The organism is Microcoleus sp. S13_C3 (genome assembly GCF_036700905.1).
Taxonomy (GTDB): Bacteria; Cyanobacteriota; Cyanobacteriia; order Cyanobacteriales; family Microcoleaceae; genus Microcoleus.
Map to the genome: position 1 here is coordinate 1 of NZ_JAUBPT010000174.1, position 16503 is coordinate 16503.

The following is a 16503-nucleotide window of genomic DNA, read 5'->3' on the forward strand; positions in this document are numbered from 1 at the left end:
GGCGCAAGCCCCTTTTCTCCATTAACTATGATTCTCTACGCTCCTTAAGCATCTCAGGAGTTTTCTGCACCACTAAGGGCTGACACCATAAAAATCCTTCTCTATTTAATAATCTGGTTAATTCTGTTACTCCTGCTACGTCTCGCCATAAGAGACTTAATATTGCTGCCATCATTAATGGTAGTGTCAGAATCCTATCTCTTAAATTTAATTGGCGATAAAAAGTTTTTTGGGCAGCCATTGCTGGAATTAATAAATCTTCTAGGTGATTCGCTACCGCTTCATTTTCTACTTGGGGACGATTTTTTTTCTTTGCATGATCTCGGTTGATTCGTTTTTTGCGAGTCATAACTGGTTCAATTATGGCTAAACTGCTTGCCCGGTAAAGGTTTCATCCTATTTTACCTTTTTTGGTCTACCCCCTTGACAATTTGCACTTTTTCTTAACTTGTCACAAATGCTGACAGGGCGATGAATTATGTTGGGGGTAGGGAAACGGCATTGCCGTGTCCTCCATCGCCTTGTTGTCGATCGTCAAATTCGAGCGTCAATTCCTGACGCAACATCTCATATCATTTCCGGTTACACCGGAATGATGTTGACGGTTGACGGTTGACGGTTGACGGTTGACGGTTGACGGTGACAAGTTAAGACTTAATTGCATTTGTCAATCAGTAATATTACTCAAAAAAGTGCTTTTTTAGGAGTGGAAAATTCACGATTTGAGAGAAAGTAGGTATAAATATCACCCTCGGCATGATTCCTCAACCGCCCAAATCTCAGTTTTATGCCCCAAATCCGAGTAAATGTTGAGTATAATTGCTGATTGACAAATCCTTTCTTAGCTTAACTTGTTACCAATGGTTGACGGTTGACAGTGAACAGTCAACAGTGAACAGTCAACAGTGAACAGTCAACAGTCAACAGTGAACAGTCAACAGTGAACAGTCAACAGTGAACAGTGAACAGTCAACAGTGAACAGTCAACAGTGAACAGTGAACAGTGAACAGTCAACAGTGAACAGTCAACAGTGAACAGTCAACAGTGAACAGTCAACAGTGAACAGTCAACAGTGAACAGTCAACAGTGAACTCGGATTTACTATTCCGATGAAGAGTGGATTTGATATCAGATACAATCAACTACTTCTTACTCGGCGCAATCTTCTCAATAGAAATCAGCGCCTCCATCACCGACTCCACAATCGGCGCCGCCACCGTACCCCCCGAAGAACCCTCCTTCGGCTCATCAATCACCGCCAGCACCACATACCGAGGAGCCTCCACAGGCATTATCCCCACAAAGCTAGTAATAATCGCCTTGTTAGAATAACCCCCACCAGCATTAGCTTTTTGAGCCGTACCCGTTTTTCCAGCAATCCGATACCCAGGAATTTGTGCAGCTTTCCCCGTACCACCATCAACCACAGTTTCCATCATTTCTAACACCTGCTTAGTGGTTTTCGGCGAAAAAACCTGCTTCGGAACCGGCCTGGGAAGCTTCCAATAAGCTTCACCTTCCCTATCAAAAAGTCCCCGCACAACGTGAGGAGTCACCAACTTGCCACCATTAGCCAAAGCGCCGTTAAGCTGTACCAACTGCATCGGAGTTATCGAAAAACCCTGACCAAAAGCAGTAGTAGCAACTTCCACAGGAGAATTAATAAATTGCTCTCGATTTTTAAGCTGGCTGCTTACTTCAAAAGGCAAATCTGTTCCCGCAGTTTGTCCGAGTCCGAGTTTTTCTAAAGCTTGATAGTAAAGAGAAGGTTTCATGGTTCTCATGATGTGCACCATCCCCACATTACTAGAATGTTTCAAAATCTCAGTAACAGTCGAAGGGCCGCGCGCGCCTGCTCTTTGGTAATCAGAATTTTGGATAGTCCAGGGATTCATGTAAATCCGACCTTCATCGTTAAACACACTATTAGGTTTCACCGCACCCGCTTCCAGAGCGATCGCCACATTAATCGCTTTAAAAGTCGAACCAGGCTCATAAACATCAGTTACAGCCCAATTTTTATAGCGCGACAAATCGAAATTAAAATATTGATTCGGGTCATAAGAAGGTTCCGCTACAACTGACAGCAATTCCCCGTTACGGGCATCCATCACAATCACCGTACCCCGCTTCGCATTGTGTTGCTTCATTTTTTCCTTGAGAGCAACTCGGGCAGCCCGCTGCAAGCGACTGTCGATCGTCAATTGCAATTTCAAGTCATCAAGCTGCACAAATCCCGCCGTCAGCCGATCGGGAACCCAATTCCCATTGCTTGACCTGCTAAACTGAATCGACGGCATCGATCGTTCCAACAAATTCTGCTGGCTGTATTCCACCCCAGCTTGTCCCTTCCGTTCCCCGTCCACATAACCGAGGATATCCGCCGCCAACTCCTGCTGAGGGTAAAAACGCTGCTGCTGCCGCAGCAACTCCAAGCCATCGACCAGACTCTCTTTAATTTGCATCCCAGCGACGCGATCGGCAACCTCTTGAGGCAGAGAGTCCGCAATTGTAATACCGCTTTCAGCAAGATTAAACCTGCGTATCAGTTCAGTTTCCGACGTAGTGCCAGGACTCCGTTCGATCGCCAACATCGGAGCCAATTTAGCAGCAATTTCCGCCTTCGAGTGGTTAAACAACTTCGGGTGAGCGTAGAGCGTGTACACCTGTCTGTCGATCGCCAAAACATTCCCTGCGCGGTCAACTATCGGGCGTCTCGGTACAAACGGCTTCGTTTTGAGAGTTTGCTGCTGAAGAGCCTGTTTACGCAGCGCCGGAGCTCGTGTCACCTGCAAATAAAACAAATTCACAGCCAGCCCCAGCCCCCCCAGCATCAACACCGCCCACACGGCCCACAAACGGAACTTGCTGCGCTTTAAACGCTCCACCGGTCGCCCCCAAGATGCAGCCGTCTGTTGTGGCGATCGGCCGAAACTGCCCGAATCTCTAGGTTTGGCTGGTTTTTCCCACCCAGTACGCGCGGCGAAGCTATCCCGTAGGGAATCGCCCGCCTGTTTTGTGCGTTTGAAATTCGGCGATCTGTAGCGGTCAAAACGGGGGTCGTAGCTCATGGCATTAAAAATTCAATAGCAAGTTAGAGCGTTTTAGAATTTAGAATTTAGATTTTAGAATATAAAATTCAAGACTTGGGAATGAGCAGTCCCTATTAGGGTTTGGATCAGACCTACAGTGGCATTCTGTTTTTTGAAGTAGTGTTAATTATTTTTAATTTGTAACTTCCGGTTGCCAGCAGAAAATCGATCGCGACTTGTAAAAAAGTCAAAAAGCAAATTATATTCTCCAATTCTCAGGCCCTCGGACACTCAGGCCCGGAGGGCGCTCTCCGCTTTGACACAGGTTTAATAGCCCAGCGGTGTTTCCACACCGGCTCGATTCTTGAGAGCGGGCTCAGAATTTGGTGCCACAACGGGCGATCGGGTTTCAGGGGCCGGCTGCAAGAAAATCGTGTCCCGAGGATTCTGCCGAGTCAAACCGGTTTCTGGATTTTGGGCTTCTTTAGCAAGTTGGTGTTTCAAGACTTCGCTAGAAGCACTCAATTGCTGTTCCCGGAGGCGCAGAGTTTCCAATTTTTGATACTCCTGACTCCAGCGTTGCTCGCCGTAAACTGTCAAGCCGTAGACACTCAGAGCACCGCCCAAAAGGATAACTGCTACTACTGAGGAGGCGCGCTGTGCCTGCAGGAGCGATCGCAACCACACTGGCTGCTGCTGGCGATTGGGCAGGACTTTCAGCACCGATGCGGACTGCCGAACCTGAGCCTGTTCGTCGGCTGGCGAGTAGTTGGGCAATACCGGCCCTGTCTTCGCCCGCCTAGCTCGGGCAATAGAAGTAACTTTGCTTTTGGCTGGGCCAGCAGCGGGCTTGCGGGTCGATCGGGAGCGGGGAGAATCCGGGGATCTGATAGCAGCGGTCATAGAGTTCACCAATACGTAAAGTGGGGTAGCTTCAGCTTGATTGAGGTTAAGAGTTTTTTGTCTCCCAGATCGCCAGTGGTGGCCATCTGCGTTCGATCGGCTATCCTTACCAAGGATACCTCACAAGCCAACCAACCCATCCTACCACTGGTCTCTTTGACTTCAGGATTTGCCAAAAAAAAGAAATCTTTGCTGGTTAGCGATAATCTATGTGAAATTTATGAATAAATGCAGTATTGTAATCAACGAGCGAATCGTTGAGCTATTCGTGCCAGCATTGTTTCTCAAGTACACTATTCCCTTCCTTGCGATGGGTTTTCAATGTTAAGGAGCTTTTATGAACAAGGGATTAATTCGTTTGACTTTGGTAGTAGGCTTGGCAGCAGCCCTCGGCGCCTGCGGAGGTGAGACCGGCGGCGGCGGCGGTGGCGCTAGCCCCACTCCGGGCGGCACTACTACTACTACTCCTCCTGTTTCTGCTCCACCAGCAGCTAAGGAAACTCCAAAGGCTACTCCAGGGGCTGAAAAGTCTCCGGCTGGTGGAACTACTTCTCCATCTCCTAAAAAGCCCTAACTAGGGCTATCCCGGAGTATGTGCCCAACGAGCCTAGCCTGCGGGTGAAAAATGGTTTGCTCCTCGCATTTTTTCATCTCATCGGTCTAGGCCTCAAGTTGGGTTTGAAGCTGTAACGTAATTCCTGGACAGAGTTACCCATTGATGGAATTTTTGGGTAACTCTCTAGCGAGTCTCTCGATAACGTCACTAAGACTGCTTGCGGTAAGCTGAACTCGTTTTTCCTCTAGCCACTTAGTAGCAGTTTCGGTCAGACTTAGGTTGACCTTACGCTTAGGCTCGCTGTAAATCTTTTTTCTAGGCATTTTCTTATTCCGCATTAATTCCGTATACAATAACCGTAAGGCAAAAATGAGGTAAAAGCAAATGTTGCTCAGCTTCAAGACGGAACTAAAACCTAACAATTGGCAGGTAACTAAATTCCGCCAACATTGCCCAGTAGCAAGACACGCTTACAACGCCGGCGAATTCAATCATCCTTGAAACTTTGACCGCCAGAGAAACTGACAAGACGGTTAAAATTCCTTCTGCGATTGATCTGCACAAACGCTTAGTGGCCGAGGTCAAACCCCTGCACCCCTGGTATTACGAATCTTCCAAGGCAAGTCCGCAGCAGGCTCTAGCTGAACTGAGGACAGCTTGGGATAGATGCTTTAAAAAAGTATCCGGCACAGCCTAGATTCAAGAAAAAAGGTGTGTCCGGTGACTCTTTTTACTTGGAACAAGGAACCAAAGCAAAGCCAGGAATCAATAACGACGGCAAGCGCATCAAGTTACCTAAGATTGGTTGGGTTAGGCTGCACGAACCATTGCCCATTGCGGCGTTCCACAACTGCGTAATCAGTCGAAAAGCCGACAGATGGTTCATTGCTTTTAAGTACGAAATTGAGCAGCCCGCAACTTCACCTGACCGTCCCATTGTTGGTGTTGATATCGGCATCAAAGAATTAGCTGTTTATTCTAACGGTCAAACCTTTGCCAACCCCAAAGCTTATCGTCGGATGAGCCGTAAAATGAAACGCCTGCAACGGCGTGTCAGTAAACGAGTCAAAGGTTCCAATAATCGCAAGAAAGCAGTCTCAAAACTGGCTAAGCTGCACCTAAAAGTATCAAATATCCGAAAAGATGCTATTCACAAGCTAACAACTTATCTCGCCAAAAACCACAGCGAGATCAAGATTGAAGACTTACAGGTTAAAGCATTTTTGAAAAATCACAAATTAGCTGGTGCAATCTCCGACTGTGGAATGTACGAATTTAAGCGTCAACTTGAATATAAAATCCAAAAGTTCAGCTCAAAATTGACCGTTGTAGATCGATTCTTTCCTAGCAGTCAAATCTGCTCAAGCTGCTGCAATCATCGGCATAAGATGCCATTGAAAGTTCGAGTCTTTGAATGTCCTAACTGTGGAAATATTCAAGACCGTGATTTAAACGCTGCGAGAAACATAGAACGTTGGTTTGAAGGAATATTTATCCCTGAACGTTCAGAATTGGCGGTGAGTTCCACTCCCGTCAGCCTGCGGAGTAGACAAATCCGATAGCAGCCATGCTATCGCTACTGTGAAACAGGAAGTTAACACCAAAATCACTCATGTCCAGCTAAGTCTAGATTTGGGTAGCTATGGGTAAGTTTTTCAGAACGGTTGACCCTCCTGCAGTCCCCAATCGACAAGAGTTTAAAAAAATCCCTTATCACATATAAAAAAATAAGTCAAGGATATTTGGGAAAAAATATAAATTTTTCAATTTGTTTTAACTACCAGCCGGGAAGTCCCTCGGTATATTTAGAGGGGACACATCTGAGCGCTGCGCGAAGTACCCCGAATAAATTACGCCCGCGTGATGGAAAGAAGCGTCGGGTGTCGCGGACGGAAGCCGACAATTAGACTTAGCCACTATGAATCAATCTTCGGGAGCATCTTGATTTTCGATATACTTCCTAAGTGTTGAAATGGTAAGTTTTGGTGTGGCATTTTGGACATACACAAACTATACTATGCAAAGGTCGAAAAAAGGAAGTTAAAAAATGCAACTCACTTACAAATACCGCCTCAAACCCACAAAAGCCCAACTAACAACGATGGTGGCTCACCTAGAGCTCTGTCGTCGGCAGTACAACTACCGACTTGGCGAAAGATTTAGGTGGTGGTCAGCCACGAGAACACCTATCAACCCCTGCCCCTTGATTGTTTCGATAGTCCCTGTGGAGGAGATTTATCAAAATATTCCTTTGACGAGAGTGCAAACTAGGGATGGTATAAAAAAGGATGAGTCAGGCAATCCTTTGACCAGGAAAGGTGATGTTTTCTCGAACATTGAAGGCGGATATGTACAGTGGCAAACCATACAACTGGCTGACCTGAAAAACACAAAAAAGCTATTTCCTGATTATAAAGTGTTGGACTCTCAGGTTTGGCAAGATGTCGTCAACAGAGTGGAAACTTCCTTTTCAAATTTCACCACGCCCGATAAAAATGGCAATCGTAGAGGCAAGCCCAGATTCAAAGGGCTTCATTACTACAAATCTTTCACTTATCCTCAACTAGACAATCTTGATATTGTCAAGGACGAGCAAAATAGGATTTGTATTGACCTCGCAAAAATAGGTCAAGTACCTATGGTTTTCCACCGTCCAATACCAACAAGGTTCACAGTTAAGACGGGAACAGTTATCAGAGAAGCTGATGGGTGGTATATCTCCCTGACGCTAGAAGATAAAACAGTTCCCGTAACGGTTGCAGAAATTCAACCGACGGTCGAAAATACTGTTGGCATCGATATGGGAATCACTAATTACGTCTATCTTTCCAATGGCGAGAGAGTTGAGAATCCTAGGATTTTGAGGAAGTTGACCCAGAAATTGGCAAAACTTCAAGCGAAGTTAGCTAATAGAGTCAAGGGTTCTAAGCCTTGGAAGATTATCAAGGACAAGGTTTCCAAACTCCATCAGTTTGTAGCTAGAGCTAGATTAGATTTTCAATTCAAAACTGCACATGAGTTATTTAGCAAATGTGAGGTTTTAGTTGTTGAAGACTTGAGTGTTAAGAATCTAACTAGACGTGCCAAGCCCAAGACTGACATTAAAGATGGTAATTGGGTTTATTTGCCGAACGGCCAGTCCGCAAAAAGTGGCTTGAATAAATCCATGCTTGATGCTGCTCATGGGCAATTCGCCAGCGTCTTGAAATACGTCGCATGGAAGTTGGGCAAAAGCGTTTTGTTTGTCGATCCGAAAGGCACTTCTGGGCATTGCTGGAATTGCCTCAACAAAGTACCGAAAGAATTATCGGAGCGCTGGCATTCTTGTCAATGCGGAGAATCTTTGGATCGAGATAAAAACTCAGCTAAGCTTATAAAGAGAATTGGTCTAAGTTACGAAAGTGGCGGGGGAACTCCGTCACTCAAAAAAGCCTTTGAAAAAAAGGAAAAAGAAGTCTGCGGTCTAACTGTAGTCAGTTGACCGTCAGGTTCGTTCACTATTTCTATACTTAGGAATGAGAATTAAATAAAATCCACTTTTCCTGTTTGTTGTGGGATGGGCGTCCCGCCCGTCCTTTCTGGGCGGGCGGGACGCCCATCCCACAAGAAAAAAGGGAAATTATTTAATTGACTATCCTTAGATGTTAGCAGTAAAACCCCAGCTCGGCCGTCGGCAAGACAACAGCCTGCTGTGTGTGCAAGGACGCGCGCTGGATCTGCAGCAGTCAAGATCGTGCTAATCAGTGGTAGGATCAGCAATCAAAAATGTATCGAAATGTAAAGTGCAGCGCCGCTCTAGGTTTTGAAAGCCATTTAGTTAAAAGATCGAGGTAAGTAGTTTTATGCCCGCGACCGTCCCCTTTGAACAGATTGACCGCATTGTTTGGAATCAGCACCACGATCCCTTTGAAGTGCTAGGCCCTCACGCGATCGAAGAAAATGGCAAAAAAGTCTGGGTCGTCCGAGCTTATCTGCCGAATGCGGATGCGGTATCGGTAGTTTTGCCGGAGGCCAGGGCCGAATACCCGATGAAATCAGAGCATCACCCTCACTTTTTTGAATGTACGATCGACACCCCAGAACTAGCAAACTATCAATTACGGGTCAAAGAAGGGGAACACGAGCGCTTCATCTACGATCCCTACGCCTTTCGATCGCCCAAACTCACAGAATTCGACCAGCACCTATTCTCAGAAGGCAATCACCACCGCATTTATGAAAAACTCGGGGCGCACCTCACCGAAGTAGACGGCATCACAGGAGTATATTTTGCCGTTTGGGCCCCGAATGCCCGCAATGTCTCTGTTTTAGGAGATTTCAACTATTGGGACGGCCGCAAACATCAAATGCGGAAATCGCAAAACGGCATCTGGGAATTATTTATTCCGGGACTATCCGTGGGAACTTCCTACAAATACGAAGTGAAAAACCAAGACGGACATCCCTACGAAAAGTCTGATCCTTACGGTTTCCAGCAAGAAGTGCGACCGAAAACAGCATCAATTGTCACCGACTTAAGCACCTACACTTGGCACGACAGCGCTTGGATCGAACAGCGGCGGCACACAGACCCACTGACGCAGCCGATTTCGGTTTACGAATGCCACATCGGTTCTTGGCTGCACGCCGCTACTGACGAACCCGCCGTGCTACCAAATGGGGAAATAGAACCCCCCGTGCAGGTTTCGGAACTCAATCCCGGGGCGCGCTTTCTGACTTACCGGGAATTAGCCGATCGGCTAATTCCCTACGTCAAAGATTTGGGATTCACTCACATCGAAATGCTGCCCATCGCCGAACATCCTTTCGACGGTTCTTGGGGCTATCAAGTCACCGGTTATTTCGCCCCCACCTCCCGCTACGGCAAACCTGAAGATTTCATGTATTTTGTGGACCAGTGCCACGCCAACGGCATTGGCGTACTGGTGGACTGGGTACCGGGACATTTCCCCAAAGACGGCCACGGCTTGGCTTTCTTTGACGGAACTCACTTGTACGAACACGCCGACCCCCGCAAGGGCGAACACAAAGAGTGGGGAACCCTAGTATTTAACTACGGCCGCAACGAAGTGCGGAATTTCCTAGTATCAAACGCTCTGTTCTGGTTTGACAAGTACCACATCGACGGGATTCGCGTAGATGCGGTGGCCTCGATGCTTTATTTGGATTACTGCCGCGAACCGGGAGAATGGCTGACCAACCAGTACGGGGGCCGGGAAAATATCGAGGCTGCAGATTTTCTGCGTCAGGCGAATCACGTCATTTTTAGCTATTTCCCAGGGGCGCTGTCGATCGCCGAAGAATCTACCTCTTGGCCGATGGTATCTTGGCCGACCTATGTAGGCGGTTTGGGTTTCAACCTGAAGTGGAACATGGGTTGGATGCACGATATGCTCGACTATTACCACATGGACCCGTGGTTCCGCCAGTTCCACCAGAACAACATAACTTTCAGTATGTGGTACAACCACAGCGAGAATTTCATGCTGGCTTTGTCCCACGATGAGGTAGTCCACGGCAAAGCCCACATCATCGGGAAAATGCCAGGAGACGAATGGCAAAAGTTTGCAAACGTGCGGTGTTTGTTTACTTTTATGTTTGCTCATCCCGGCAAGAAAACGATCTTTATGGGGATGGAGTTCGGCCAGTGGCACGAGTGGAACGTTTGGGGGGATTTGCAGTGGCAGTTGCTGCAATTCGAGCCGCACCAAAAGTTGAAGCTGTTTTTTAAAGATTTGAACAATTTGTACCGCAGCGAAACGGCACTTTACAGTCAAGATTTTGCTGAGGATGGGTTTGAGTGGATTGATTGCAGCGACAATCGGCATAGCGTAGTGGCATTTGTGCGCCGAGAGAAGGATGGCGACGAGTTTGTGGTGACGGTGTGCAATTTTACGCCGCAGCCGCACTCTCACTATCGCGTAGGAGTGCCGGAACCAGGTTTCTATACGGAGTTGTTTAACAGCGACGCGCGGGAATATGGCGGTAGCAATATGGGGAATTTGGGGGGCAAGTGGACTGAGGAGTGGTGGTTCCACAACAGTGCTTATTCGATCGACTTGTGTTTGCCACCTTTGGGGGTGTTGATCTTAAAGCTCGATCGGGCAAAAACAACAGCAAAATCTCAAGAGTTTTAAGTTGTGAGTCGTGAGAGTTTTGAGTTAAGAATCAAAGCTTTATTAAACCTAAAACTTTGAGGGTATTCAGAAACCCGGTTTCTCCCAGAAATCGGGTTTTTTTTGTTTTGTTGTTGTGGCGAAAGAAGGAAGTTCTGCAACGGATTCGCTTTCTTCGGATTTAAGGAATTTAATATTAATTCCGGTTGCATCGGAATGATTTAACCGCAGAGTACGCAGAGTTCACAGAGGAAGAGAAGAGAGAGATGAATAATTTCGGTGCACACCGAAAGGATATAATAGCACTTCTAAATACTTAGGCTACCCATCGAGTTCGATCGGGGGGGAACTGCGACGGTACAAGTTCCAAATACTACCGCTAGGCGAGCGTACCTCTTACCAATTTTTAAGTTCGAGTATCGGAAGCGCCCAGATTATAAGAAACTTTTGACGGCTCAACTGTTACAACTTCCGAAATAGATTGTTCTGCTGCTACCTCTAAAGTTGGCAGTGGTAGATGCTTCATTTCCCAAACTTTCAGCAAAATTAGATATTCATAAAAAGCTTGCAGCGTGCACCAAGCTAATCCTGCTTGGCCGTCAAGAAATCCGCCCAGTAAAATATACATATAGAAAAAGCGCACCACAGGCCGCAAAGGCAAGCGCAAAGAAAAATCTTTCAAAGCGCGGCGCCTTTCCACCTCCGACGCGCCAAACAATAAATCCCACCAATTTACTTGACCTGCTTCTAATTGACGGAGAGTTTCAGCCGCCTCGTCATTCGAGTAGCGGTTGTGCTTTTCAATCCAGCGGGAAAGACCTTTGCTGCAAGTATAGTGAGGGTAAGTTTCCTTCAAAAAGTGAGTAGGCCCGTTGCAGACTTCCCGTTCAGTGTGACCGTAGTCAGTAAACCACACTCGGTCTTTGCGAAAGAGGCGCATTTGATAGCGCGGATATTGAGTGCTGCGGCGAATCCAGCGCTCCATAAATATTACTTTTTCAGCTACGTAATAGCCGATATATTCTTGAGTTTCGATCGCCTTTAAGCATTCAGCAAACAGTGCAGGCGTCATCCGCTCGTCAGCTTCGAGGATGTAAACCCATTCGTACTTGCACGGGACTTCTTGGAGCATCCAAGTCCGCTGGCGTCCGTGAGTTTCAAAGCGGTGCTGCACTGTTTGCACGGCATAGTTCTGAACAATCTCAAGGGTGCGATCGGTGCTGAAAGAATCAACTACAATGATATCGTCACAAAGCAGTGCAGATTCAATGCAAGCGGCGATATCAATCTCTTCGTTGTAAGTCAGAATATAAATTGAGAACATTCCCAGCTTTCAGTAAGGGCAAACTATTGGGTAAACAAACTATTTCTCAGGGATGTCTCGACCAGTGCGATCCCTGCCAGCGCTGGTCAATTTTTGCGGCGGCCGAACCGCAGAATTCCCATACTTCTCAATCCCGTCCAACCAACAGTAATGTAGCCGATCGCTAACAGCAAACTGCTGATTCCCGTCTGCAAACTCGAATTTCTCGATCGAGTTCTTAACTCTTTCTCTTTTTGTTGCTTGCGGGTGCGAATCTCGTTGCGAGCTTGAGTGGGAAGTGATTGAGCTTGCTGTTCCAGGAACTTGTCGAGGGCTTTCGGGTCATTTTTCGACTCCTCAAGCACAGCTTTCAATTCCTTGGGAACCTCTGGACTCTTGAGTGCTTGTTGCAGCTTCCCGTCGTCTTGCAGCAGCGCCCCTATCTGGCTGCGACGCTGGCTTTTGAGCTGTTCTACCTGAGCTTTAAATTGAGGGCTTTTAAGTTGTGCCTCAAGTTGACCTTCCGCTTGTCCCGCTTCTTGATCGACTTGAGCCAGAGCATCCTTGAGTTCCAAACGAGTATTGTTGAGGTGAACGGGAACCAGAGATAGGTAAACTAGACCTAACAAGCTGGAAATCAACAGCGCCCAGAATCGCAAGTCCAGCCAAACGTTGCGTCGCTCAATAGAGACTCCACTGCTGCTGTCCACCCAAAAGCCAGTCATCAGGAGGGCGATACCCATCAAAGGAATAATGCCCTTGTCAACTATCTGAGTTGCAGCAGTCAACTGCCAGCCTCGATTGAGAAGGTCTGAAGTTTCTCCCGGCAGCGACAGAACAATGCAGTCAAGCAAAGCAGAGAGAATTAAGATAATCCCGACTACTTTGAGAGTTCGAGCTGCTACTGAAGAAAATTGACGGCTATTACTTGCTTTCATAATTCGTGTTAGATAATTCTACACCGTTAGATTCAACGGGGTAGTTGAGTGGATTTTGTTGAACGAGTTTAGCTATTTTCCACCAAAATAGCTGCTTCGGGTACCGAACTCGACTTTCCTCTGGATGTTCACAGGCTGCGGTTGCGACCCAAAAGGTCGAGTTTCTGCACAGCTATGCAGAGTTGGACACAGGAGGCTGTAAAGCTTGGTCAAGATAGCGCCCAGACTCTGCAGCCAGCAACTGCTGGCTTCTTCTATAGTCTGACGAATCCAGCGTAAAGATAAGTTCTGCACGCTTGGGTTCGGTGCTTTTAACTAGCTTTCGCTCGCGCGGCGGTGTCAGAAATAATAGACACTGGATGAGCGCGTTTCGTAGGGTTTCACCCCCTAGGGCTCTCACTCCCCGATTGCCGGCCCGCTCCGGTGGAACTCTCATCCCTTGTCTTATAGTAATTGATATAAGAGAGGGCGGGAATAAATAATTGTTTGCCAACCTTTTTAAGCTCCAATTACCAACAGCAGGATATGGCAGTTACCGAGAGAAGACTAGCTGTTTTTTACTGTAATTATGTTTTCAAAATCTGTTGTGCCGTCGGTAATTGTTACTTATCTATTATGGTTGAAAAGTTACCATTTACTAATTAATGTTAACTCAAAGGCAACTATTAATGAGTTGGAAAGTGATTGATGATTTTTTTAATAAGGAAACTGCAAAATATCACATTTTTTGGTAGGATAATTTTGAGCGCTGTTCAAATTGGGTGGTAATGACTGCAATGATTTCTGATGTTTATACGTTGAAAGAACTTGAAAGATCGATCGCATCCGATCCGGACAAGTGGCGTCCGATCGTGTTTACTAACGGGTGCTTCGATATCCTGCACTGCGGTCACGTCCGCTATTTGCAGGCGGCAAAAAATTTGGGGCGATCGCTCGTGGTGGGATTGAATAGCGACGCCAGCGTGCAAGCTATCAAACCGCAGCAGCCGGGATTGCCACCCCGCCCGATCGTACCGGAAAATCAGCGAGCCGAAGTGCTAGCCGCTCTCAAACCAGTAGACGCCGTAGTAATTTTTTCCGAGATTACAGCAACTAAACTGATAAATATCCTGAAGCCTGATATATACGTTAAAGGAGGCGACTATCAAGTCGAAACTCTGCCGGAAGCACCGGCCGTTATCGCCGGTGGTGGCAAGATTTCCTTGATCGAAATAGAAGTTCCGAGTTCTACCAGTGCGATCGTCAAACGCATTTTACAATTAGGTACTTAACCCTCGATCGCAAACAGCAAACAGTGAGCTAAACTCAGAAGTTGCCCCATCACAAAATACGCTTGGTGCGATCGCTCGTACAACTTCATCCCAATTGCTAAGCAGGAGATAATTTTAATGGAACTCACAAGCAATAACACGATCGCGGAAATCCTACAAAGACACAAAGCAGAGTTACTAGCAGACTGGCTCAAAGAACTGCAAAATACCGGGCTGCGGCGGGACGACTTGATGAGAGCCAAAGAATTGCGCTCCGAGTGTCAAGAGTTCCTGCAATTGCTCCACATTGCAGTCGGGCAGGGTAACTTTAGCGACATCCAGACACCCGAATGGGAAAATATGCGGGTGCTGCTAGCAGAAGTTTCGCGATCGCGCGTTCAGAGAGGCTTTACTCCCTCAGAGATAGCGAGTTTCATTTTATGCTTCAAAAAGCCATTGTTCGATCGGCTTTGTCATGAACTGACAGAAAACCGCGACGCACTTGTCGAACAACTTTGGCTTTCCACCAGTTTATTAGACCAGCTTGGCCTTTGGGTGACAGAAATTTTTCTCAAAGCTCGCGAAGAAGTCATCGAACGCCAGCAGCAAGAAATGCTCGAATTGTCAACACCCGTAGTCAAACTTTGGCAAGGAATTCTCGCTTTACCCATGATCGGGACTCTCGACAGTGCCCGCACTCAAATAGTCATGGAAACTCTGTTGCAGGAAATCATGGAAAGCGGCTCAGAATTTGCGATTTTAGACATTACAGGCGTGCCGACTGTTGACACTTTAGTTGCTCAACATTTATTAAAAACGGTCGCCGCCGCCCGTTTAATGGGTACTGAGTGCATCATCAGTGGCATTCGCCCGCAAATAGCTCAAACCATAGTTCACTTGGGAGTTGACTTGCAAGATATTCTCACAAAAGCTACTTTAGCAGATGCTTTTAAAGTCGCGTTGCAGCGCCAAGGTTTAACTATTAAAAATATTAAAGAGGAAAGATAAACATATTGCATTTTGACAGAAAACCTGAAGTAAAACTTAACAAATAGGGGAATTTGTGGAACGAATACCGATTCTTCAAATGGGAGAATTTTTGCTAGTAACAATTCAAGTAGATATGCACGATCGCTTAGCAATGACGCTGCAAGATGACCTGACAAACCGCATTGTCAAAACAGGCGTCAAAGGTGTGTTGATAGAAATTTCTTCCCTAGAAATTGTTGATTCTTTTATCGGTCGCATTATCAACAATATCGCTAGTATGTCACGAATTTTAGATGCGGAGACAGTTGTGGTCGGGATGCAGCCAGCGGTTGCTATTACGCTCGTTGAGTTGGGGCTTTCCCTGACAGGAGTTCGCACAGCTTTAAGCGTTGAAAAGGGCATGATTTTGTTAAGAAAATCCTTGGGGTTTTCTGTTGACGAGCAAGATTAATTGTCCCCTGACTGAGGCACAGGCAGTCAAGAAACCTAGTTTGTTTGTAGATACCTTGTTGACAAGCTGAAGATTTCTTAGGACAGGGCTTACGCACTCAAGGGGGTTAAATCAAGGGTTTGAGATTCCTGCACTATCTTCTCTTTTGAGAGAAAATCGTAGTAAGTGCGTAAGTCCTATTAGCTGAAACTAAGTTGATGAGTGTAAGTCCTATATTTTGGGGAGAAGTTCTATTTTGGTACAGTAGCCGCCATGTCAAAACGTGAGACACTAGAAATCCGATCGTCATCCGATATAGTCCACGTCCGACAGCAAGTGCGAACTTGGGCTGTAGCAATGGGATTCGGTTTACTAGACCAAACAAAAATCGTTACCGCAGCCAGCGAACTAGCCCGCAATACTGTAGAGTACGGCAAAGGGGGAACTGTAACTCTCGAAACGCTGCAACTAGGAACCCGCAAAGGGCTGAGGCTGATATTTGAAGACAAGGGCCCGGGAATTCCAGACATCGAATTGGCAATGACTGACGGTTATACTTCTAATCACGGTTTGGGTTTGGGGCTCAGTGGTTCCAAGCGGTTGATGCACGAATTTGAGATTGTTTCCAAAGTCGGTAAGGGAACTAAAATTGCGATCGTCCGCTGGCGGTAAGGAACCCCCACGCTTAAAAGCGGGGGCTTTTGGGAAGTCCGGCTCGATCGCCAGCGGTGCAAGAAGAAAGCCCGAACCTTACCAGAGACAGGATTAGACCTACGTTTCTAGAGTCATGATACCGGAGAATGCGACGCTAGTTTTCCGCTCTATCGCCAAAAGTTAAACAGGATTAACGGGGTTAAACCAGTGCTTTTGACATAACAAGCTCCTGAAACATTCAAGGGAGCGAACATTACCCAGCAATGGAGGACTTTATGTCTAATTTCGTTTTTGTACTTGATACCCAAAAACGACCGCTCAATCCAATCC

At 46.7% G+C, this 16503-nt stretch carries 15 protein-coding genes and 1 pseudogene; 10 read left to right on the forward strand and 6 right to left on the reverse strand.

All coding sequences use genetic code 11. The annotated features are described in order from the left end of the window. Positions 1 to 61: 61 nt before the first annotated feature. From QUA16_RS30920 to QUA16_RS30930, 3 genes and pseudogenes are all read right to left on the reverse strand, one after another. Positions 62 to 349 (reverse strand): annotated as a pseudogene (locus QUA16_RS30920) (hypothetical protein); the annotation flags it as partial. 794 nt (positions 350 to 1143) lie between these two features. Beyond that, positions 1144 to 3072 carry a penicillin-binding protein 2 gene (locus QUA16_RS30925; RefSeq protein ID WP_333108098.1) on the reverse strand — a complete coding sequence of 643 codons (1929 nt, stop codon included), beginning with the start codon at positions 3070 to 3072 and terminating at the stop codon, positions 1144 to 1146. Between the two features lie 288 nt (positions 3073 to 3360). Further along, positions 3361 to 3936, reverse strand: coding sequence for a hypothetical protein (locus tag QUA16_RS30930; protein ID WP_333108099.1), 576 nt, complete (start codon positions 3934 to 3936; stop codon positions 3361 to 3363). 337 nt (positions 3937 to 4273) lie between these two features. Here QUA16_RS30930 and QUA16_RS30935 point away from each other — a divergent pair, with 337 nt between their 5' ends. From QUA16_RS30935 to glgB, 6 genes are all read left to right on the forward strand, one after another. Further along, positions 4274 to 4510, forward strand: coding sequence for a serine protease (locus QUA16_RS30935; RefSeq protein ID WP_333108100.1), 237 nt, complete (start codon positions 4274 to 4276; stop codon positions 4508 to 4510). A gap of 366 nt (positions 4511 to 4876) precedes the next feature. Continuing rightward, positions 4877 to 4993: a helix-turn-helix domain-containing protein gene (locus QUA16_RS30940; protein ID WP_333108102.1), complete on the forward strand. Its 117-nt coding sequence runs from the start codon at positions 4877 to 4879 to the stop codon at positions 4991 to 4993. Positions 4994 to 4997: 4 nt separating this feature from the next. Further along, positions 4998 to 5189 carry a hypothetical protein gene (locus tag QUA16_RS30945; RefSeq protein WP_333181604.1) on the forward strand — a complete coding sequence of 64 codons (192 nt, stop codon included), beginning with the start codon at positions 4998 to 5000 and terminating at the stop codon, positions 5187 to 5189. 16 nt (positions 5190 to 5205) lie between these two features. Beyond that, a complete protein-coding gene (locus QUA16_RS30950; RefSeq protein WP_333108104.1) occupies positions 5206 to 6054 on the forward strand; it encodes an RNA-guided endonuclease TnpB family protein in 849 nt (282 codons plus the stop codon). A 485-nt stretch (positions 6055 to 6539) separates the two neighbouring features. Next, positions 6540 to 7973 (forward strand): transposase, encoded by a 1434-nt coding sequence (locus tag QUA16_RS30955; RefSeq protein WP_333108105.1) that lies wholly within the window; start codon positions 6540 to 6542, stop codon positions 7971 to 7973. A 361-nt stretch (positions 7974 to 8334) separates the two neighbouring features. After that, complete coding sequence (gene glgB, locus QUA16_RS30960) at positions 8335 to 10629, forward strand: 1,4-alpha-glucan branching enzyme (protein ID WP_333108107.1); 2295 nt, start codon at positions 8335 to 8337, stop codon at positions 10627 to 10629. Positions 10630 to 11014: 385 nt separating this feature from the next. Here the strand turns inward: glgB and QUA16_RS30965 are convergent, their stop codons facing one another. Both QUA16_RS30965 and hpsJ-B read right to left on the reverse strand, forming a co-directional pair. Then, complete coding sequence (locus QUA16_RS30965; protein WP_333108108.1) at positions 11015 to 11932, reverse strand: glycosyltransferase family 2 protein; 918 nt, start codon at positions 11930 to 11932, stop codon at positions 11015 to 11017. Positions 11933 to 12018: 86 nt separating this feature from the next. Next, positions 12019 to 12849 (reverse strand): hormogonium polysaccharide biosynthesis protein HpsJ, encoded by an 831-nt coding sequence (hpsJ-B, locus tag QUA16_RS30970; protein WP_333108109.1) that lies wholly within the window; start codon positions 12847 to 12849, stop codon positions 12019 to 12021. 776 nt (positions 12850 to 13625) lie between these two features. Here hpsJ-B and rfaE2 point away from each other — a divergent pair. After that, positions 13626 to 14120 carry a D-glycero-beta-D-manno-heptose 1-phosphate adenylyltransferase gene (gene rfaE2 / locus QUA16_RS30975; protein WP_445252214.1) on the forward strand — a complete coding sequence of 165 codons (495 nt, stop codon included), beginning with the start codon at positions 13626 to 13628 and terminating at the stop codon, positions 14118 to 14120. Here rfaE2 and QUA16_RS30980 read toward each other — a convergent pair. Beyond that, positions 14117 to 14248 carry a hypothetical protein gene (locus tag QUA16_RS30980; protein ID WP_333108111.1) on the reverse strand — a complete coding sequence of 44 codons (132 nt, stop codon included), beginning with the start codon at positions 14246 to 14248 and terminating at the stop codon, positions 14117 to 14119. The genes rfaE2 and QUA16_RS30980 overlap by 4 nt on opposite strands. On the opposite strand from QUA16_RS30980, the gene QUA16_RS30985 reads away from it, so the two are divergent. From QUA16_RS30985 to QUA16_RS30995, 3 genes are all read left to right on the forward strand, one after another. Further along, a complete protein-coding gene (locus QUA16_RS30985; RefSeq protein ID WP_333108112.1) occupies positions 14238 to 15107 on the forward strand; it encodes an STAS domain-containing protein in 870 nt (289 codons plus the stop codon). The two genes, QUA16_RS30980 and QUA16_RS30985, sit on opposite strands and share 11 nt — an antisense overlap. 55 nt (positions 15108 to 15162) lie before the next feature. After that, the gene (locus QUA16_RS30990; protein ID WP_333108113.1) at positions 15163 to 15540 is read left to right on the forward strand and encodes an STAS domain-containing protein; all 378 of its coding nucleotides are present in this window, start codon (positions 15163 to 15165) and stop codon (positions 15538 to 15540) included. A gap of 252 nt (positions 15541 to 15792) precedes the next feature. Next, the gene (locus QUA16_RS30995) at positions 15793 to 16191 is read left to right on the forward strand and encodes an anti-sigma regulatory factor (RefSeq protein WP_333108114.1); all 399 of its coding nucleotides are present in this window, start codon (positions 15793 to 15795) and stop codon (positions 16189 to 16191) included. The last annotated feature ends 312 nt before the right edge of the window (positions 16192 to 16503 follow it).

Coding starts and splice junctions, on each gene's coding strand:
- rfaE2 (WP_445252214.1), top strand. CDS start 13,626: ATGATTTCTGATGTTTATACGTTGAAAGAACTTGAAAGATCGATCGCA.
- QUA16_RS30965 (WP_333108108.1), bottom strand. CDS start 11,932: ATGTTCTCAATTTATATTCTGACTTACAACGAAGAGATTGATATCGCC.
- QUA16_RS30995 (WP_333108114.1), top strand. CDS start 15,793: ATGTCAAAACGTGAGACACTAGAAATCCGATCGTCATCCGATATAGTC.
- QUA16_RS30930 (WP_333108099.1), bottom strand. CDS start 3,936: ATGACCGCTGCTATCAGATCCCCGGATTCTCCCCGCTCCCGATCGACC.
- QUA16_RS30955 (WP_333108105.1), top strand. CDS start 6,540: ATGCAACTCACTTACAAATACCGCCTCAAACCCACAAAAGCCCAACTA.
- QUA16_RS30985 (WP_333108112.1), top strand. CDS start 14,238: ATGGAACTCACAAGCAATAACACGATCGCGGAAATCCTACAAAGACAC.
- QUA16_RS30925 (WP_333108098.1), bottom strand. CDS start 3,072: ATGAGCTACGACCCCCGTTTTGACCGCTACAGATCGCCGAATTTCAAA.
- QUA16_RS30935 (WP_333108100.1), top strand. CDS start 4,274: ATGAACAAGGGATTAATTCGTTTGACTTTGGTAGTAGGCTTGGCAGCA.
- glgB (WP_333108107.1), top strand. CDS start 8,335: ATGCCCGCGACCGTCCCCTTTGAACAGATTGACCGCATTGTTTGGAAT.
- QUA16_RS30940 (WP_333108102.1), top strand. CDS start 4,877: ATGTTGCTCAGCTTCAAGACGGAACTAAAACCTAACAATTGGCAGGTA.
- hpsJ-B (WP_333108109.1), bottom strand. CDS start 12,849: ATGAAAGCAAGTAATAGCCGTCAATTTTCTTCAGTAGCAGCTCGAACT.